This window comes from Candidatus Caldatribacterium saccharofermentans, from assembly GCF_050267035.1.
Lineage (GTDB): Bacteria > Atribacterota > Atribacteria > Atribacterales > Caldatribacteriaceae > Caldatribacterium > Caldatribacterium saccharofermentans.
Window position 1 is genome coordinate 1339619 of sequence record NZ_CP187957.1, and the last position, 17541, is coordinate 1357159.

A 17541-nucleotide genomic window follows, 5' to 3' on the forward strand; every position below is an offset into this window, starting at 1 on the left:
TGCAGGCGATTTTCTGAGTTCTCCATGAGCTCAAGCATTGTCCTTCTTCGCTTAAGAAGAGTTAGATTGTAATGCCTGGGATGGGAGAGTTGGAGAGATACATTCTAGCCATTGACCAGGGGACAACGGAAACGCGGGCGATTCTTGTGGATCAGGGAGGCAACATTGTAGCCACTTCGTATCGGGAGGTTCCACAAATATACCCCCAGCCTGGCTGGGTGGAGCATAATCCCTGGGATTACTGGGAAACCACGGTAACCTGTATACGCGAAGTTCTCGAGAGAGCAAAAATTCAGGTTTCCCAGCTTGCTGGTATCGGTCTTACCAATCAGCGTGAAACCACCGTGGTGTGGAATAAAAAGACAGGACAACCTCTACACAATGCCATTGTCTGGCAATGCCGCAGGACTGCCCCAATATGTGAGAAATTGAAGGCACGGGGTATTGAAAAGAGCATCAGAGAGAAAACCGGGCTCCCCATCGATGCGTATTTTTCAGCGACCAAAATTCGCTGGATTCTCGACCACGTCCCTGAGGCCCGGGAGCTTGTGCGAAGAGGAGAAGTCCTTGCCGGGTGTGTCGATTCATGGCTTCTGTGGCTTTTGACCGGGAGGACGATGCACATCACTGATTACTCGAATGCTTCGCGAACCATGCTCTTCAACGTGCGGACCCTGGAGTGGGACGAGGAGCTGCTTGGTATCCTGGGCATTCCTCGAGAAATGCTCCCGACCCCGGTGCCCTCAAGTGGAGTTATGGCGTCCACGAGGGTTCAGGAGATTTTCGGAAGCCGGGAGGTTCCCATCTCGGGGGTCGCAGGGGATCAGCAGGCTGCCCTTTTTGGACAGGCATGTTTCTCTCCCGGGATGGCCAAGAATACCTATGGCACAGCCTTAGCCCTTATGATGAACATCGGCGAGCAGTTTGTCCCCTCGCGGTGCGGTTTAACCACGGATCTTGCCTGGTATATCGATGGGAAAGTCGAGTATGCTCTTGAAGGTCTGGCGTTTATCGGCGGAGCGGCTCTTCAGTGGCTACGGGATGGATTGCGGATTGTCCAGAACGTTGCGGAGACAGAGCTTCTGGCAAGTTCCGTTCCTGACACGGGTGGGGTTTACGTGGTTCCAGCCTTCACCGGGCTCTGTGCACCGTACTGGGATATGTACGCCCGGGGGCTTATCATCGGCATCACCCGGGGCACGACCCGGGAGCACATCGTCCGGGCCACCCTTGAGTCTCTGGCTTACGAGACAAGGGATATCCTCGAGGCCATGGTAGCCGACTCGGGGCAGGCCTTTTCCTCCCTTCGGGTTGATGGTGGAGCATCACGGAATAACTTCCTCATGCAGTTCCAGGCGGATATTCTTGGAGTTCCGGTGGTACGGCCGGCTGTTACAGAGATGACCGCTCTGGGGGCAGCGTACCTTGCAGGGCTGGGCATAGGGTTCTGGAAAAGCAAAGAGGAGATCGCAGAGCACTGGAAGGTGGAGAGAATCTTTGAGCCTCGGATGAGCCCATCACGCCGGGAAGAACTCTATGCAGGGTGGAAAAAGGCAGTAGTACGTGCTCAGAGGTGGGCTGAGGAGAATTCCTCTCCGAACTGACTCAGGTACAGGGAGAAATAGAATCCTTTTTTCTCCAGGAGTTCCCTGTGGGTCCCTCTCTCCACAATTTCCCCGTCCCGCACGACAAGGATGAGGTCAGCATTACGGATAGTGCTCAGGCGGTGGGCGATGATGAAGGTCGTCCGCCCTCGCATGAGGCGGAGCATTGCGTCCTGGATGAGGCGCTCGGTGTGGGTGTCGACGTTACTCGTGGCTTCATCAAGAACGAGGATTGCAGGGTTCGCGAGGAAGGCACGGGCGATGGCGAGGAGCTGGCGCTGTCCCTGGCTCAGGTTTTCTCCCCCGTCGGAGAGGACGGTATCGTACCCCTCGGGAAGGCTCAGGATGAAGTGCTCGGCGTTGGCAAGACGTGCCGCCTCCTCGACCTCGCTGTCCTGAGCTTCGGGGCGTCCGTAGCGGATGTTCTCCCGGACGGTGGTGGCAAAGAGATACGTGTCCTGAAGGACGATGCCAAGGAGTGACCGCAGGCGTTCCCGTCGTATCCTCCGGATGTCCATGCCGTCGATGAGGATGGTACCACTTTCCGGCTCATAGAAGCGGGCAAGGAGGCTGACGATGGTGGTCTTTCCTGCTCCGGTCGGCCCAACGAGCGCCACAACCTGTCCCGGCTCCACAGAAAAGCTCACGTTCTTGAGCACGGGAACGCCCTTCCGGTACGAGAACGTGACATTTCGGAATTCCACGGCCCCGCGGATTTCCTGGGGTTCCAGGGCGTTCGATGCGTCGGGAGGTTCCGGAGTTTCCTCAAGGAGGGCGAAGACCCGCTCGCTGCTTGCCATGGCTGACTGAAGCGTGTTGAGTTGCATGGCGAGTTCGTTGACGGGTCGGATGAACTGCCGGGAATAGGCGATGAAGCTCGCAATGGTTCCGATGCTTGCTGCGCCCCTGAGGACAAACCACCCTCCAAACCCCGCAAGGAACGCAAGGTTCAGGTTACCGATGACGTTCATGAGCGGCCCCATGATGCCGGCGCAGATTTGCGCCCGGACCCCCACTGCGGCGAGGTTCTCGTTGACCGAAGAGAATCTGGCGAATTCCCGCTCTTCCCGCATGAAGGCCTTGAGGACCCTGAGCCCGGTGAGGTCTTCCTCGAGGATGCCGTTGAGCTGGCCCAGGATCGTCTGCTGGGCGAGAAAGGTTTCCCGTGTTCTCCTGGTCACAAAGCGTGTTGCGCAGAGGGTCAGGGGAATGGCAGAAAGCGCAACGAGGGCGAGCATTCGGTGGAGGGTGAACATGACCACCACCGTGCCCGCAAGGGTCACAAAGCTCGCAATGGTCTGGGTGGCCACCGTTGCCAAGGTGCTCCCGATGGTGTCGATGTCGTTTGTGAGACGGCTCATGATGTCACCGTGGTTGTGGGTATCGAAAAAGCGAAGGGGAAGGGCATGGAGGAAGGAGAAGGCTTCGTTACGAAGCGCAAGCGCCACGTCCTGGGAGAGAGCGACCGCCAGGCGTTCCTGGAGGAACGCAAAAAGGGATGCCCCAAGGTACAGCGCAACGAGGAACAGGGTGTACCTCAGGAGGGTGACGAGGTTCCGTGGAAGGATGGCCTCATCAATGGCTTTCCCGATGAGGTAAGGCCCAGAAAGCGTGCATATTGCCCCGGCGGCAACACAAAGAACAACGAGGATGATCCTGAGTTTTTGGGTTCTCAGGTACTGCCAGAGCTTCCGGAGCGTTTTCCAGAAATCCTCCGGCTGCTCCAGAGGTTCGGGAACGTGTCCCGGTCCTCGCCGCAGCACGGGAAAGGGTGGTTTAGACACGGGTGACTTCCTCCCTTCCTGCCTGGAGCTCGTACATTTCCCGGTAGAGTGGGGAAATTTCAAGGAGCTCCTCATGTTTTCCTGAGGCCACGAGTCGTCCCCGGTCAAGGACAAGGATGCGGTCGGCTTGAGTTACCGCTGTGATGCGCTGGGTAACGATGAATTTGGTGCACGGGAACCGCCACCGCATGAGTCCCTCGAAGATCCGTTTTTCGGTGGCCGCGTCCACGGCGCTCGTACAGTTGTCAAGGAGGAGGATTACCGGTTTTCTCAAAAGGGCCCGGGCGAGGGTCAGGCGCTGTTTCTGCCCCCCTGAGAGGGTGACGCCCCGCAAACCTACAGGCGTTCTGTACCCCTCGGGAAGGCTTATGATGAAGTCGTGGATCTGGGCGATTTTGGCTGCCTCGACCACTTCCTCAAACGATGCTCCCTCGTTCCCCAGGCGGATGTTGTCCTCTATGGTCCCCGAGAAGAGCAGCGGTTCCTGGAAGACTGCGCTTATGGCGCTTCGCAGGACCTTGAGGTCTTTTGTGCGGATGTCGATGCCGTCGATGAGAATCTCTCCGGAGAGGGGATCGTAAAAGCGCATGATGAGGAAAAGCAGTGTCGATTTCCCTGCACCTGTCGTGCCCACGATGGCCACGGTCTCCCCGGGATGGACGGTGAAGGAAATTCCGGAAAGCACCGGCTCACCGTGGTACGAGAAGGAGACGTCCCGGAAGACCACTTCGCCCCGGGTGATCGGGGTGGTATCGGGCACAAGGGGGTTGCGGATTGTGGCTTCCTGCTCGAGGATGGCAATGACCCGTTTCCCCGAAGCGCTTGCCCGGCTCACCGAGGTCAGGATGTGCCCGATCATCATGAGGGAGAAGAGGATCTGGAAAACGTAGCTGGTCAGCGCCATGATGGACCCGACCTCCATGCGACCTGCAATGACCGATTGCCCTCCAACCCAGAGAACGGCGACAATGCTCAGGTTCATGATGAGGAGCACAAGAGGCAGGAAGGTCACCATGGGGAGGAATGCCTGCACTGTGGCTTTGGTGAGGTCTCTCGAGGCCCTGAAGAAGCGCTCCTTTTCCCGTGCCTCCTGCGTGAAGGCACGGATGACCCTGATTCCTGCAAGGTTTTCCCGGATGATGGTGTTGAGCCGGTCAATCTTCTCCTGGACCCGGGCAAAGAGGGGGACGCCCTTTTTGAAGAGGATGGAGAAAACGGCGACCTCAAGGGCAATGGCGGTGAAGATGAAGGGCGCAAAGCGGGGAGCCATGACCACCGCCATCACTGTTCCCCCCAGGAAAAGGAGTGGCGCCCGAACGACGATGCGCAGGGCGGCAAGGACGACATTCTGGAGCTGGGTCACGTCGTTCGTGAGGCGGGTGAGGAGTGTCCCGCAGGAAAAGCGGTCAAGATCGGCACAGGAAAGAGTAAGGATCTTCCTGAAGAGGTCTCTCCGGAGGTCCCTGCCGAAGTTCTGGCTGGCGGAGCTTGCGAACACCGTACAGCCGATGCCACCGGCTGCGCCTACGAGGGCTATGGCCACCATGAGCATTCCGGTCCGGAGGACAAGGGACGTATCCCCCCGGGCAATCCCGTGGTCCACAATCCGGGCAAGGAGCGCAGGTTGCGAGAGGTCACAGATGACCTCGACAACCATAAGAAGCGGGGCCAGGAGAACGGCTTTCCAGTAGGGCCGAAGGTAAGAGAGGAGTTTCTTCACCGGTCTCCCTCCTCTAAAGAGGTGTGGTACCTTCCCGTGGCTTTTTCCAGGTTCTCCCGGATACGGATGAGGAACTCGTGGAGGCGCCGTCGTTCGTTTTGGGTGAACCCGGAGAAGCACTCTTTTTCGAGGACGCGGTGAATCCTTTCGACCTCCTTTTGCAGGTTTCTCCCGCGCTCGGTAAGGTACACCCGCACAGCCCTCAGGTCCTCTGGGTCAGTTTCCCGCCGCACCAGCCCGTTTTTCTCCATGCGCCGGAGGATAATGGTGACTGTGGGAGGACGGAGGCCCAGGGCTTCGGCGATGTCTTTCTGTGTTCGTCCATCCTTTTCCCAGAGCATGCCAAGGATAGGCGGTTGCCCTCTGTAGAGTCCAATGGTCCCAAGGAGCTGGTGGTACCGGATGAAGTGGTATCGAATGACCTGGAGGAGAGCATCGTGAAGCGATGTTCCCTGATTCCTCAACGGTTCTTCCTCCTTTATTTAGACGTCTAAAAATAATACCATCGGCCCTGCAGGGTGTCAATGTGTGCTCCTTGAGTTTTTGGGTTTGCCGAACATCCTGAAGGGTACCCGGAGGATTATGCTACAATATTTTCGGGGAGTGGTAATGCGACCGCTCAAAATACTCCACACCGCCGACTGGCATCTTGGGCTTGTTTCCTGGAAGAGTCACCGGGAGATTGACCGCCTGGAGGAACAGCGGGAGTGCCTGGAAAAGCTCATTCGGGTGGCAAGAGACGAACGGGTTGACCTTGTGCTCCATGCCGGGGACCTCTTCCACCAGTACTACCATCCCCCCAGGGAGGCCATCCAGCTTGCCGCTGAGGTCATTGTGGAACTTGCGGAGGTCGCTCCTTTCGTGTGGCTCATCGGGAACCATGACTGGTACGCCGTGGAAGCCCTGCAGCGGGTGTTCCCCAAAAGCATCACAGTCATCCGGGATATGGAGCCGCGGAGTTTTCCGGAGCTTGGGGTGACCATTTTCCCGATCCCCTATCTGCCACTCTCGAGGTTCCTTGCTGATCACCCCGGGGAAACGGTTCAGGCCATGGTGAGGGACCACCTTCGGCGCACCATGGAGAAGTGGAAGAACTCGTTCAATCCCCGCCATTTCCACATTCTCCTCGGTCATCTGACGGTGGAAGAGCTGGCCTTCTACGCTGAGGCCAATGCTTCCCGGGAAATCTTCCTCAAAAAGGCCGATTTCCCCCATGGTTTCTCCTACGGTGCTCTGGGGCATCTCCACGGGTACACGGTTCTTGAGACTCCCTTCCCTCTCTGTTACCCCTCGTCCCTTGTTCCGGAGAACTTCAAAAACCCTGACCAGAAGGGTGGCTTTGTGCTGGTGGAGCTCGTTTTTGGGGAAAGACCCAGGATTTGCCCGGTGTTCTTTGAAAGCTCTGCCCTTCTGAGCATAGACCTCGAAAGGCCCCTTGGGGTTTTGGAGGTTCGCCGCCTCATTGAGGAGCGGCTGCGCAACGGCCGACGGAACTATGTGCGGCTCCGGATTCCGGGGGAAATACTTTCTCCTGAGTGGTTCACGGAACTCCGCCGCCTCCGGGGAGAACACTTCGAGGTGGTGGTGGTTGAGGCGGTCTGGGATGAGGAGGATCGTCAAGAAAGCGACCAGGCCTCGTTCGATATAGCGGCGCTACCGGAGCTTTTCGCCCGGTTTGCTGAGGAGGAGGGGCTTTCGGAGGACGTGGTGCGGCTTTTTGAAGTATACTACCACAGGGCTTTTGAGGAAGATCAAGAATGAGACCACTGCGTCTTCGGGTTGAGCGTTTTCTGGGGCTTGAGCGTGCAGAACTTGAGTTTCCCTCAGACCTCTTCGTCATTGTGGGTCCCAACGGAGCAGGAAAGTCGTCGCTTCTTGAGGCGATGTACTTCGCCCTGTATGGCCGGGGGATTCGTTCTGAACGAGGGAAAAAGGAGCTCATTTACCGGGGGAGTCCCGAAAAAGCCTTACGGGTGCAGCTTGAGTTCCTCCTTGGGGAGAAGAAGTTCCGGGTTACCCGGGAGTACTCGGCAAAGCAGGGGGGTGTGGCCTACCTCGAGCAGTACGAGAAGGAGCGGTGGAAGCCGGTGGCCTCTGGGGAGCAGGGGGTCAACAAGCGTATTGAAGAGCTCCTCGGCTGTGATGCCCTGACCTTCCGGTCCTCTGTGTTCCTTCCCCAGGGAGAAACCCTGGCCTTTGTTGAAGCGTCTTCGGCGGACCGCTTCAGGATCCTGAGTAGCCTCTTTGGCCTTGACATCCTCGACAGAATCCGCGAGCAGGTTCGAGGCAAGATGAGGGCTCTTGAGGGGGAACTCGGATCGCGGCAGGAAAGGCTTCGCCTGCTTGAAGCCGAGGACCTTCCTGGAGAGGAGGTGCGACTCCGGGAAGAGGTGAGAAACATCGAGCAGGAACTCGAGAGTGCCAGGTCCCGGCGCCAGAACCTGCAGAAGCGCCTGGAGAAGATGAGGCAGCTTGGGGAAATCCTCCGGAAGCTCCGGGAAAGCGAGGAACAACTTTCTGTCCTCCGCAAGCGCTGCGAAGAGGTGCGACCGAAAATTCAGGAAGACGATGATATTGAGCTGGCACACCGTCTCTGTGAGGCCTTTGAGAGGCCCTGGAGGGCAAAGGTAGAGCTCCTTGAGCGGGTGAATCAGGAGGTAGCAAGGACTGGGGAAGACCTCAGGAAGGCCGAAGAGGACCTTCTTTCGGCCAAAAAGTCCCTGGAAGAGCTCCTCAGGGAGGAGAGGTGTTCCCTCGAGGAGAAGAAAAAGCTCGAGCGCCTTGTCCGGGAGGTTGAGGAGCGGGGGCAGCCCCTTTTTGAGGATATCCGGAGGTGCAGAGAGGAGTGCGTATTCTGGGAGAGGGAAGGGCAGAAACTCAGGACAAGAATCCAGGAGCTTGTGAGGGAACACGAAGACCTTTTGAGAGAACGGGAGAGGAAAGCGAAGGCGCTCGAAGAACGGGAGGCCTGTCTTGCCAGGATGGAGTGTACCTGGGCACAGATTGAAGAGGCAACCCGGGTTCTTGACGCCCTTGTTCCTGAGGAACGGGAAAAGCACCAGGAGCTGAGGCAGGTTAAGGAGGAGCGGCGGAGAATCGAAGGAGAGCTTGCAAGGCAAAAGGAGAAACTGCTTGGACTTTTGAAGGAGCAGGAAACGCTTGAGGCTTCTTTGCGGGAACTCGAAACCCAGAGAGAGGACCGTGAGGCAAAGTACCGCTTTGGGGTCAAGGCCTTTGTGGTTGGGGAACTTGAGGAGGAGTGGCGTCGCCACGGGGTATGTCCGGTGTGTGGGAGCGCGGTGCCGTTCCCGGAAGGGGAAAGGGTGCGGGTGGATATCCTTGCGCTTGAGGAGGAGTACCGGGAATTCCATGGGCGCCTCACCCGCCTTGCGTCGCAGAGAGAACACCTCCTCCGGAGCATTGTGGAGCTTAAAGAGGAGGAGGAAAGAGCCCTCAGAGACCTTGAGGAAGTGGGGAAGAGGGAGGAGATTCTCAGTCGAGAGCTGCAAAAGCTGCATCAGCGCATCAGAGAGAGTCTTGAGAGCTGCGGGTACCCCGAGCAGGATGTGCTGAACCTTTCCCGTTTCCGCGATTGGGTGAGGTCCCAGGGGAAGGCCAGGGAGGCACTGCAGAGGGAAGTGGAAGTGTTCCGGAAGGACCTGGTTGCCCTTGAAGGACGGATTGCCTCACTTGAAGAGCGGTTGCAAGAAGAGATGCAGCGTCTTGAGAGTATAACCGCCACCTTAGAGGCACTGCAAGCAGAGCTTAAGCGACAGCGAACAGTCCTTGGGGAGTACTGTGCGTTATGGGGAGTTGCTGAGAGTGGGGTACCTGAGGAGGCCTTTTTTGCCTTTGCCGAGGACCTCAAAAGGAGGCTTCAGAGAGCCGGGCAGGAGGTTGTGCGCCTTGGAGCGGAAATCAGGGCCAAAAGGGAGCACATCATGCTTCTTGAGGGGGATGGAAACCGGCTGAAGGAACGCCTTTTGGAGCTCTTGCAGGACCAGCGCTCCCTGGGTCAGGAAGAGGAACGCCTCCGGCAGGCCTTTCTTGAAGAGCTCAAGAAGCGAGGGTGGGATGAAGCCACGTACTGCCGGTTGCGGGATAGAGAACGGGGGAACTGGCGGGAAGTGCTCCATCGCCTGGAAGGGGAGCTTGAAGGACTGGAAAGGCGAATAGCAGAGCAGCGGAAGGAGAAGGAGCGGCTTTTTGCCGAGCTCGGCCTTGCTGAGGACGAACTCGAGGAGACATTTGCTCGGTGGCAGAAGGAAGCTCAGGACCTTGAGGAGCGGGTGTCTCTCCTCCACAAACGCCTTGGAGAGGTTCGGGAGAGGCTCCGGCAGAACGAAGAGAAGCAGAGAGAGTGGAAGGAACTCCGCGAGACGGTGGGCCAGAGAATGAAGGAGTACCGGGTTCATGTGGATTTGCAGCAGGCGCTTGAGGTGGGCGGGTTCAAGAACTATCTACTCCGGCTCTTTTTCGCCCGCCTTGAAGAGGAGGGTTCCCGGATTCTCCGGAAACTCTCAGGGGAGCGATATGCACTGCGGATGCAGATGCGCAGGGGCATGGCGGACCTTGCGGTTCTTGACCGAAAGTTCGGTGGAGGAGAGCGCCTGCCGGAGGAGTGTTCAGGCGGGGAGAAGACCCTGATTGCCCTGGCCCTGGCTTTGGCCCTTTCGAGTCTCAAGCTCGAGAAAAGTTACGCTCGCAGAACGGAGTGCCTCTTCATCGATGAGGGTTTCTCGTCCCTTGACCGGGAACACCTTGATCTCGTGGCTGATGCCATTTTCCGTCTGAGCCGGGAGGGGAAAATGGTGGGGGTGGTGACCCACGATCCGGATTTTGCCGGGTACTTCCCGGTGCAGCTTGAGGTCAGAGAGGGGGCAGTACGGTGGAAGAAGACCGAAAGCATCGTGACATAGGGGCGTTGCTTCGGGGAGGATTCACCCAGGTGGACCACTGGTACACGGAGGACGAGGCCTTTTTCCACCGCGAAGTGGGTGAAGATATCCCTCTTGCTCCCAGGGACCTCTGGGAGAGCGAAGAATGGCGGGAATTCCCCCAGGACCTTTCGCTTCCGGCTTTTGACCGGGTGTGCTTTGTGGATGGGAAGGCCCGCATCCATGTGCGGATTCTCTACCGCACTGCAGTGTTGCTTCTGGCCGAGGTTGCCGCTTCCTGGGTACAGTGGGAGAGGGGCAGAGGGCTCTCTTTTGGGTTTTCTCCCTCCTCGCCTCCGTCTTTTGCGCGGGTTCTCGGAGCAGGAGAAGAGCTTGCCCTTCGGGCAGTGGTGGAGCATCCGGAGATCGACCTGGGCATGGGGATGGTTTTCCGCCTTGAGGAGACACGGCGGGGAGCAAGGATTTTTGCCGACACCGAGGTCGCCCGGCAAGCCGTTCTTAACGCCATGCAGCGCCTGGAACGAGAAGAAGTACGCCGGCTCCTTGACCGGCGTGTCCCGGTCGTCAAAGACGGCACCATCCACCTCATCGATCCTCCCACCTTCATCCCCGGGGTCGGCCCCTGTGGTCTCGTGAAGGGGGTGGAGGAGCTCCGCCTCCCTCAGGAATGGCTTGAGTCTCTTCTTCGTCTCCCCCGTGGCCGCAGAACCCCAGCCGTTGTGGGGTTTCTGCGCCAGGACCGCACCGACGTCCTGCGGGTATTCTCCTACGTCCGCCTGGTGGAGGATCCCGCTTTCCCCTGGAAGGGTCTGGTTCGCCTGGAGGTTGTGGTTCCCGAGGAGCAGTTCCCCGCCCTTCGTCCTGACATTACCCGCCTCTTTGACGGCCTGGCGCAGGTTTTGCCTGAGCTCACGGGGGATTACCCCTGGCGGAGGCTTCCGGAAAACCTCTTCCCGATCATTGCCCTTGAGGAACGTCTGGCCCAGCACTTTGCCCCCTCAGGGTTTGTGCGGGAACTCGTGCAGCGGGTACTCTGGGAGAAAAATCCCTCGTTGGTGCGGGAACGCCTTGAAGAGTGAGGTGGGAGAAATTGGAAGAGATTGGTACTGTCACGGGATTGCGGGAAGTCACTCCCTACACCTTCTGGGTGCGGATGCGCCCTGCCTTTGCTTCTGGGATTCGTCTTGAGGCGATTGTGCGGGTAGACTTCTCCTGGGGGGAGGAAACCTTTCGGCTGTATGGCGTGGTGAACGAGGTGGTGGCCTCCTGGGACGGGACGGTCACCACGGGGTACCAGGAGGAGGCCTATGCTGAGGGACGGTACAGTGGTGTGACGATTTACCTTGGGCAGGTGGTGGTGACGAGAACCCTGAAAAAGGAAGGGGAGAGTTTTGTCACCGTTCCCCCTCTTGTCCCTCCGCCCGTGGGGGAGAGGGTTTTCCTCGTCCCCCCCGAGGAGACCGATGTGGCGCTGGGGTTTGACGAGGTGAAACGGGCAAAGCGGGCCCTTCCCTGTGGAGTGCTCTCGAATAACGAGGTGGCGTACCTCGATGTACGGTACCTCCTTGGGGACAACGGAGCCCATGTGAACGTCAGCGGCCAGTCAGGTGTGGCGGCAAAAACCTCCTACGCCACCTTCCTCCTCTGGATGATGCTCAACTACCCTCGCGCCCCGGAGTGCTTTCTCTCAGGAGATGTGGCCACATTCTTGCGGGATAGCCGGGCCATCGTCTTCAACGTGAAGGGCGAAAGCCTCCTGTTTCTTGACCACTGGAATAGCGAATGGGAAGAGGCAAAGGGCTCAAGAGAAGCCCAGCTCTGGGAGGACATGTTCCGGCGTTTTGGTGTGGACGCCCGGCCCTTTGAGGGTGTTACCGTGGCCGTTCCTCCAAGGAAAGACGGCCGACCCGACATCCGTCACTCCCGTGACCGGGTGAGCGTCTACGGATGGGACATTCTCGACATTGCCGAGCTCCACCTCCTGCCGCTCTTCTTTGACCCGGAGGAGCTCGAGAGGAACCCGAATTTTGCTCTGGCGGTCTCGGTGATTGAGGAATTCCTCTATGACCAGTACACATGTCTTGTCAGGGAAGCCAGGGCAGAGCTCTTCTCGCGGGACACTCCGTACCTTGAGGAGAACATCCGTTTTTCCTGCGAAGGCCTTGATGACCGGACACTGGTGCGGCTGTACCTTGCGGTGTGCGGCCAGGACCCAAAGTGGATGCTTCAGAGATTCGGGCTTCCGAATTCTCTGAAGGACCTCATCGAGCTCCTCCATGGGTATACTGAGGAGGGAGAGCAGGGGGCCAGGGCGCTGGCGACGGCTCTTGGGAGCGAGAAGATTGAAGACAAAACGGTCCTTGCCATTTCCCGGAGGTTACGTCTCGCGGAGCGGAGCGGCCTTGACAGGCTGTGGCGGAGCATCCTTCCCTCCCGCACCGTCGTTTTCCACCATCCCCCTGTTCCCGAGTATATCCTACCCTGGAACCGTCCTGCGGGGGTGACGGTGGTGGACATCGCCAAGCTCTCTTCCCGGGGGCAAACTTTCGTTGTGGGTGCAGTGCTCCGGGAAATTCTCTGGGCGAAAGAACAGGATCTCCTGAAAGAACCGGTCTTCATTTACCTTGATGAACTCAACAAATACGCCCCCCGGGAGGGTGGTGGGCCCCTCGGACAGATTTTCCGGGATGTGGCTGAACGGGGCCGGTCCTTCCGGATTGTCCTTATCGGGGCAGAGCAGACTGCCTCTCAGGTGGATTACCGCGTGGTGACCCAGGCGGCAACGACGGTGGTGGGAAGACAGAAGTACGCCGAACTCAGCAAGGAAGAGTACGCACACCTTCAGGGCATCCTGCGGGAGAAGGCGGCGGCACTACTCCCCGGGGAGGTCATCGTGGACCAGCCCTTTTTCCGTCTCCCCCTCACCGTCCGTTTCCCTCTCACGCCCTGGGCAACTTCTGAGGAGAAACGATTGTTGCGATATGGCGAAGGCGTCGTCTCTCTTTCCGAAGAAGAGTTCCGAAAGCTCTTCGAGTAGGAGGTGGAACCATGTATGAGTTCACGGTAGCGACACGGAGGAAAGAGGAACTCGTGAACATCACTTCCTTTGTCCGCCGAGCAATCGAGGAATCGGGGAAAACGCGGGGGATCTGTGCGGTATACGTTCCCCATACGACCGCAGGGGTCACGATCAACGAAAGTGCCGACCCGGATGTGGTCCTTGATATCCTCCGGGGGCTCCGTCATGCCGTTCCCGAGAACCTCCCCTATGAGCATGGGGAGGGGAATTCCCCGGCCCACGTGAAGGCTTCCATTGTGGGGCCGTCGGTGAGCGTCCTCTTTGAAGATAGGAAACTCCTTCTTGGGACCTGGCAGGGGATTTTCCTCTGCGAGTTCGATGGGCCGAGGACACGCCGGGTCTGGGTCCAGGTTGTGGGGGAGTAAATGCGTATCCTCGAGTGGATCGCTGAAGACCGTTTCGCCCCGGATTTTGCCGAGTTTGTCGCTGTTCTGGCTCGAAAAAAGCCTCCCCGACGGGTCCACTTTGTGGAACTCCTCGTTGACCCGGAAATCATTGCGGAGGTGACCCGCAGGCTCTTTGGGGAAACCCCTGCACCGCCTGCGCCCGAGACCATGCCCCTTTTCCTCCGCCAGTCTGTCCAGTTCTACAAACGCCTGGGGTACGACTACTGCATCTTCGTGGACGTGCCCGGGATGGGGCTTCGCTTTGTGGGGAAAACCCGAAAAGGAGAAGACACCGCACTCTTTTCCCGGGGGGTGCGGGAGTGGGTTGAAGAGTCCTCGGGGGTGATTGCGTCTTGGGACGATTTTGAGCGCTACCCCTGGCCTGATGCGGCAGGTTTTGATTACTCTCCCTATGAACTCCTTTCGTCCCTTCTTCCCGAGGGGATGAAGCTGCTTTTGAACGCCTGTAGCGGGGTCTTTGAGGTGGTGAGCGAAATCCTCCTTGGCTTTGAGGGCCTTGCCGTCCTCCTCCACGAAAACCGGCCTCTCGTCCAGGCGGTCTTTGAGCGGGTGGGGGAAGTCACCCTTTCCTTCTACCGGCAGCTCATCGACCTTGACATCGTGGGGGGCATCTTCCAGGGGGACGACTGGGGGTTTAGAAGCGCCACCTTCCTCTCTCCAAAAGACCTCGAGGATTTTGTCTTCCCCTGGCATGAAAAGCTCTGCGCCCTTGCCCACGAGAAGGGGAAGTCCTACTTCCTCCACTCCTGCGGGAACATCTACGGGGTGTTCGACGCGTTCCTCGAGCGTGTTCCCATCAATGCCTTCCACTCCTTCCAGGATGAAATCCTCCCGGTGACGGAGTTTGTGAAACGGTACGGACAGAACGTTGCTGCTCTTGGTGGGGTTGACCTGGACAAACTCATCCGTCTTCCGGAGGCAGACCTTCGCCGGTACGTTCGGAGTATTCTTGAAGCCTGTGCCTTACAGGGTGGTTTTGCCCTGGGGTCGGGGAACTCCATTGCGAACTACGTCCCCCTTGAGCAGTACCTGGTGATGCTCGATGAGGGGTTGAGGTTCTGGGGGTGACATCTCTGGGCGTAGAAGGGAAAGTCATCATCGGCGATAGCCGGAACATGAGGGAAATCGAGGATGAAAGCGTTTCCCTTGTGGTGACCTCACCTCCCTACTGGCACCTCAAAGACTATGGGGTGCCGGGGCAGATAGGCTACGGACAGACGCTTCATGAGTATCTCCTCGATCTTGCCCGGGTTTTCAGGGAATGCTGGCGGGTATTGCTTCCCGGAAGAAGGCTCTGCGTCAATATAGGCGACCAGTTCGCCCGGGCATGTATTTATGGCCGTTACAAGGTCATTCCTCTTCATGCTGAGGTCATCGCTCAGTGTGAGACCATCGGTTTTGATTACATGGGGGCCATCATCTGGCAGAAGAAGACGACCATGAGGACCACCGGGGGAGCGGTGGTCATGGGGTCCTTTCCCTATCCCCCAAACGGTATTGTTGAACTGGACTATGAGTTCATCCTGCTTTTTAAAAAGCCCGGAAGCTCCGGGAAGGTCTCACAAGACCTCAAAGAGGCTGCACGGATGAGCCGGGATGAATGGAAGGAGTTCTTCTCCGGTCACTGGACCTTTGGCGGGGAACGGCAGATCGACCACGAGGCGATGTTTCCCGAAGAACTCCCTCGGCGCCTCATTCGTATGTTTTCCTTCCCCGGAGAAACCGTTCTTGACCCCTTTCTGGGAAGCGGTACCACGGTGAAGGTGGCGCTGGAGCTTGGAAGAAGGGGTATCGGTTACGAAATCCAGCGGGATTTCCTCCCCATCATGAAGGAGAAAATCGGCCTTCTTCCTGTATCTTTCTTGTTCCGGGAAGGTATTTATCCTCCTGTAGAACCACCCGAAGGCTATAGGCCCAGGGTCCAGGACGCCGTACCTCTTGTGGACCCGAAAAAGCTCCGCTTTGGTTCTGAAGCACAGTATAGAGTTGTGGCCGTACACGATGACTGTACACTCAGGATGGACAATGGTCTCCTAGTGACCCTCCTTGGGATTTCCGTCCCACCTGATCGGCGTGAGAAGGCCCTGGAGTACCTGCGCCGGTATGTTCTGGGCAAGCGTGTTGTTCTGCGTTTTGACCTTCCACCAAAAGCCCAGGGAGGTTTACTTCCGGTCTATCTGTATCTTGAGAATAAACTCTTTGTGAATCGAAAGATGGTCGAGATGGGCCTTGCCCTTGCAGAGAAAGACTTGCCCCACAGGTATCGGGAGAAATTCCTCAAGCTGGAGGCGCAGAGGAATGTCAAAGGAATGGGTGCTGAACATTGCTTTTAATCGGTGGCAATTGAACCGGCCGAAGTACGTTGGTCGGCTTGCAGAGGCTATCCGAGTCTGTGCTCCAAGGAGCGAGGAAGAGTGGGAGCAGTACTACTATGAACAGGTCCCTAAAAAGCACGTCCCTTCGGGATGGCGGATGTTTGGTCGCACCATGGCGGAGCACCTTGAAGAGGTTGGGCGCCGGCTCTTTGCGAAAATCAGCGAACAGCTTCGGAAGGAAGTAGCGGAGGTCACCGAGGAGGATTGCATCGCCTATGTGCGTGAGGTGGTGATTCACCGAACGTATGCAGGGTATGTGACCGAAAAACACACAGTTTACGAACAGCTTGAGCAACTGCTCGGTGTCAAGCTCCAGCCCGCACCGGATAGCTGGGACCGCCGCTACAGTGTTGATTTTTTCATTCCCGTTGGCAACCGCTATGTTGGCATTCAGGTGAAACCTATCACGTACAGTCAAACGCCAGAACTGCACAAGTGGCAACAATGGATGCAGGATGCTCATGAGCGCTTTCACCAGGAACAGGGGGGACGGGTTTTCATCGTTTTTTCTGTGACCGAGCGGGGTGGCAGGAAACGCATCTGGAATACCGATGTTCTCGAAGAGATTCGTCGAGAAATCCGGAGGCTTCAGAGGATGACAGGACCTGAAGCTTAGGGTGTTCTCCGAAAGCCTGGTGAGACTCTTGGGGGAAGAGAAGAACGCGCGGAAGGGAGAACAGCTCTGGATTTTTGTTTACTATGACGAGCGCCTTTTTGCACAGTCTGTCCAGAAGAGAGAGGCTCAAGGCGCCAATCCTTTTCAGGACCCCCTCACTCACCTTTTTTCCCGAGCGTATTTTGAGCTGGAGCTCACACGCCTTGATGTCCCACGACAGCTCCCCCTTTCCCTCATCATGGCCGATATGAACGCCTTTAAGCTTGTCAATGACCTCCTCGGGCACAGGTATGGCGATTTGCTCCTGCAAAAGGTGGCAGCAAAGCTCCGGGAGACGTATCGGCGGGAGGATATTGTGGCACGGTTTGGGGGAGATGAGTTCGTTATCCTCCTTCCCAAAACGCCGTACGAGGAAGCGGTGAACCTTGCCCGCCGTTTTCCTTCTTTCCTTGAGTTCCCGAGCAAACTCGGGCCCTTTCCCGTTTCCCTTGCTTTTGGTGTGGCTACGAAGACCTTGCCGCATCAGAATGTTTGGAGCGTGCTTCAGGAAGCCGAGAAAGCAATGTACCATGAGAAAATCGCAGGGCGAAGGAGCCTTGAGCGGAGAATCATTACTTTGCTGCGGGAGTATCTCGAGAAGGAAATATACCCCCTTGAACCCCGCATGGGGACATTCGCAAAGCTTGCACTCGCTCTGAAACTCGCGAAAGTACTCTCCTTCTCGGAGGAGGAGAACGAGCGGTTTTTACGTCTTCTGCTCTTCCACGATGTGGGGAAAGTAGCCCTTCCGGTGGAACTCCTCAAGAAACCGGCGGTTGAGCTCCATCCTGCAGAGTGGACGGTGGTTCGAAGTCACAGCGAGGTGGGGTACCGGATTGCTTCACAGCTTGCTGAGCTCATGCCGGTAGCGAATGCAATACTGAGCTTCAGGGAACGATGGGATGGCAGGGGATACCCTCGAGGGCTTCGGGGAAGAGAAATTCCCTTCCTGAGCCGGCCGGTGCTCTCCTCAATGCTTATGAAGCTTTGACCCTGGGAAGGCCGTACCGTTCTCCGCT

General features: G+C 57.7%; 13 protein-coding genes. 10 read left to right on the forward strand and 3 right to left on the reverse strand.

The window, feature by feature from the left end; genetic code table 11:
• Positions 1-89 precede the first annotated feature (89 nt).
• On the forward strand, positions 90-1604 hold the full coding sequence (glpK, locus tag ACPT9Q_RS06770) for a glycerol kinase GlpK (RefSeq protein ID WP_427365352.1): 1515 nt from the start codon (positions 90-92) through the stop codon (positions 1602-1604).
• Here glpK and ACPT9Q_RS06775 read toward each other — a convergent pair.
• From ACPT9Q_RS06775 to ACPT9Q_RS06785, 3 genes are read right to left on the reverse strand one after another with little or no spacing between them, the layout of a single operon-like run.
• Entirely contained in the window at positions 1568-3388 is a 1821-nt protein-coding gene (locus tag ACPT9Q_RS06775; RefSeq protein ID WP_427365353.1) for an ABC transporter ATP-binding protein, read from the reverse strand. The genes glpK and ACPT9Q_RS06775 overlap by 37 nt on opposite strands.
• Positions 3381-5108: an ABC transporter ATP-binding protein gene (locus tag ACPT9Q_RS06780; protein ID WP_427365354.1), complete on the reverse strand. Its 1728-nt coding sequence runs from the start codon at positions 5106-5108 to the stop codon at positions 3381-3383. Before ACPT9Q_RS06780 ends, ACPT9Q_RS06775 begins: the two co-directional genes overlap by 8 nt.
• Positions 5105-5572: a MarR family transcriptional regulator gene (locus ACPT9Q_RS06785; RefSeq protein ID WP_017873223.1), complete on the reverse strand. Its 468-nt coding sequence runs from the start codon at positions 5570-5572 to the stop codon at positions 5105-5107. Before ACPT9Q_RS06785 ends, ACPT9Q_RS06780 begins: the two co-directional genes overlap by 4 nt.
• A 145-nt stretch (positions 5573-5717) precedes the next feature.
• Here ACPT9Q_RS06785 and ACPT9Q_RS06790 point away from each other — a divergent pair, with 145 nt between their 5' ends.
• The 9 genes from ACPT9Q_RS06790 to ACPT9Q_RS06830 are packed head-to-tail and all read left to right on the forward strand — an operon-like array spanning position 5718 to position 17513.
• Positions 5718-6869 carry a metallophosphoesterase family protein gene (locus ACPT9Q_RS06790; protein WP_427365355.1) on the forward strand — a complete coding sequence of 384 codons (1152 nt, stop codon included), beginning with the start codon at positions 5718-5720 and terminating at the stop codon, positions 6867-6869.
• Positions 6866-10027 carry an AAA family ATPase gene (locus tag ACPT9Q_RS06795; RefSeq protein WP_427365356.1) on the forward strand — a complete coding sequence of 1054 codons (3162 nt, stop codon included), beginning with the start codon at positions 6866-6868 and terminating at the stop codon, positions 10025-10027. Before ACPT9Q_RS06790 ends, ACPT9Q_RS06795 begins: the two co-directional genes overlap by 4 nt.
• Positions 9997-11085: a hypothetical protein gene (locus ACPT9Q_RS06800; protein WP_427365357.1), complete on the forward strand. Its 1089-nt coding sequence runs from the start codon at positions 9997-9999 to the stop codon at positions 11083-11085. The genes ACPT9Q_RS06795 and ACPT9Q_RS06800 overlap by 31 nt, the downstream gene beginning before the upstream one ends.
• Before the next feature lie 11 nt (positions 11086-11096).
• Complete coding sequence (locus ACPT9Q_RS06805; RefSeq protein ID WP_427365358.1) at positions 11097-13043, forward strand: ATP-binding protein; 1947 nt, start codon at positions 11097-11099, stop codon at positions 13041-13043.
• A gap of 11 nt (positions 13044-13054) precedes the next feature.
• Complete coding sequence (locus tag ACPT9Q_RS06810) at positions 13055-13450, forward strand: secondary thiamine-phosphate synthase enzyme YjbQ (RefSeq protein WP_017873218.1); 396 nt, start codon at positions 13055-13057, stop codon at positions 13448-13450.
• Positions 13451-14560 carry a uroporphyrinogen decarboxylase family protein gene (locus tag ACPT9Q_RS06815; RefSeq protein WP_427365359.1) on the forward strand — a complete coding sequence of 370 codons (1110 nt, stop codon included), beginning with the start codon at positions 13451-13453 and terminating at the stop codon, positions 14558-14560.
• The gene (locus tag ACPT9Q_RS06820; RefSeq protein WP_427365360.1) at positions 14557-15825 is read left to right on the forward strand and encodes a DNA methyltransferase; all 1269 of its coding nucleotides are present in this window, start codon (positions 14557-14559) and stop codon (positions 15823-15825) included. The genes ACPT9Q_RS06815 and ACPT9Q_RS06820 overlap by 4 nt, the downstream gene beginning before the upstream one ends.
• Complete coding sequence (locus ACPT9Q_RS06825; protein WP_017873516.1) at positions 15791-16483, forward strand: MjaI family restriction endonuclease; 693 nt, start codon at positions 15791-15793, stop codon at positions 16481-16483. The genes ACPT9Q_RS06820 and ACPT9Q_RS06825 overlap by 35 nt, the downstream gene beginning before the upstream one ends.
• A 19-nt stretch (positions 16484-16502) precedes the next feature.
• Complete coding sequence (locus tag ACPT9Q_RS06830; protein ID WP_427365361.1) at positions 16503-17513, forward strand: diguanylate cyclase domain-containing protein; 1011 nt, start codon at positions 16503-16505, stop codon at positions 17511-17513.
• Positions 17514-17541 lie beyond the last annotated feature (28 nt).

Excerpts from the sequence above, each read along its gene's own strand:
- ACPT9Q_RS06795 (WP_427365356.1), top strand. The coding sequence starts at position 6,866 with ATGAGACCACTGCGTCTTCGGGTTGAGCGTTTTCTGGGGCTTGAGCGT.
- ACPT9Q_RS06810 (WP_017873218.1), top strand. The coding sequence starts at position 13,055 with ATGTATGAGTTCACGGTAGCGACACGGAGGAAAGAGGAACTCGTGAAC.
- ACPT9Q_RS06790 (WP_427365355.1), top strand. The coding sequence starts at position 5,718 with ATGCGACCGCTCAAAATACTCCACACCGCCGACTGGCATCTTGGGCTT.
- ACPT9Q_RS06815 (WP_427365359.1), top strand. The coding sequence starts at position 13,451 with ATGCGTATCCTCGAGTGGATCGCTGAAGACCGTTTCGCCCCGGATTTT.
- ACPT9Q_RS06825 (WP_017873516.1), top strand. The coding sequence starts at position 15,791 with ATGTCAAAGGAATGGGTGCTGAACATTGCTTTTAATCGGTGGCAATTG.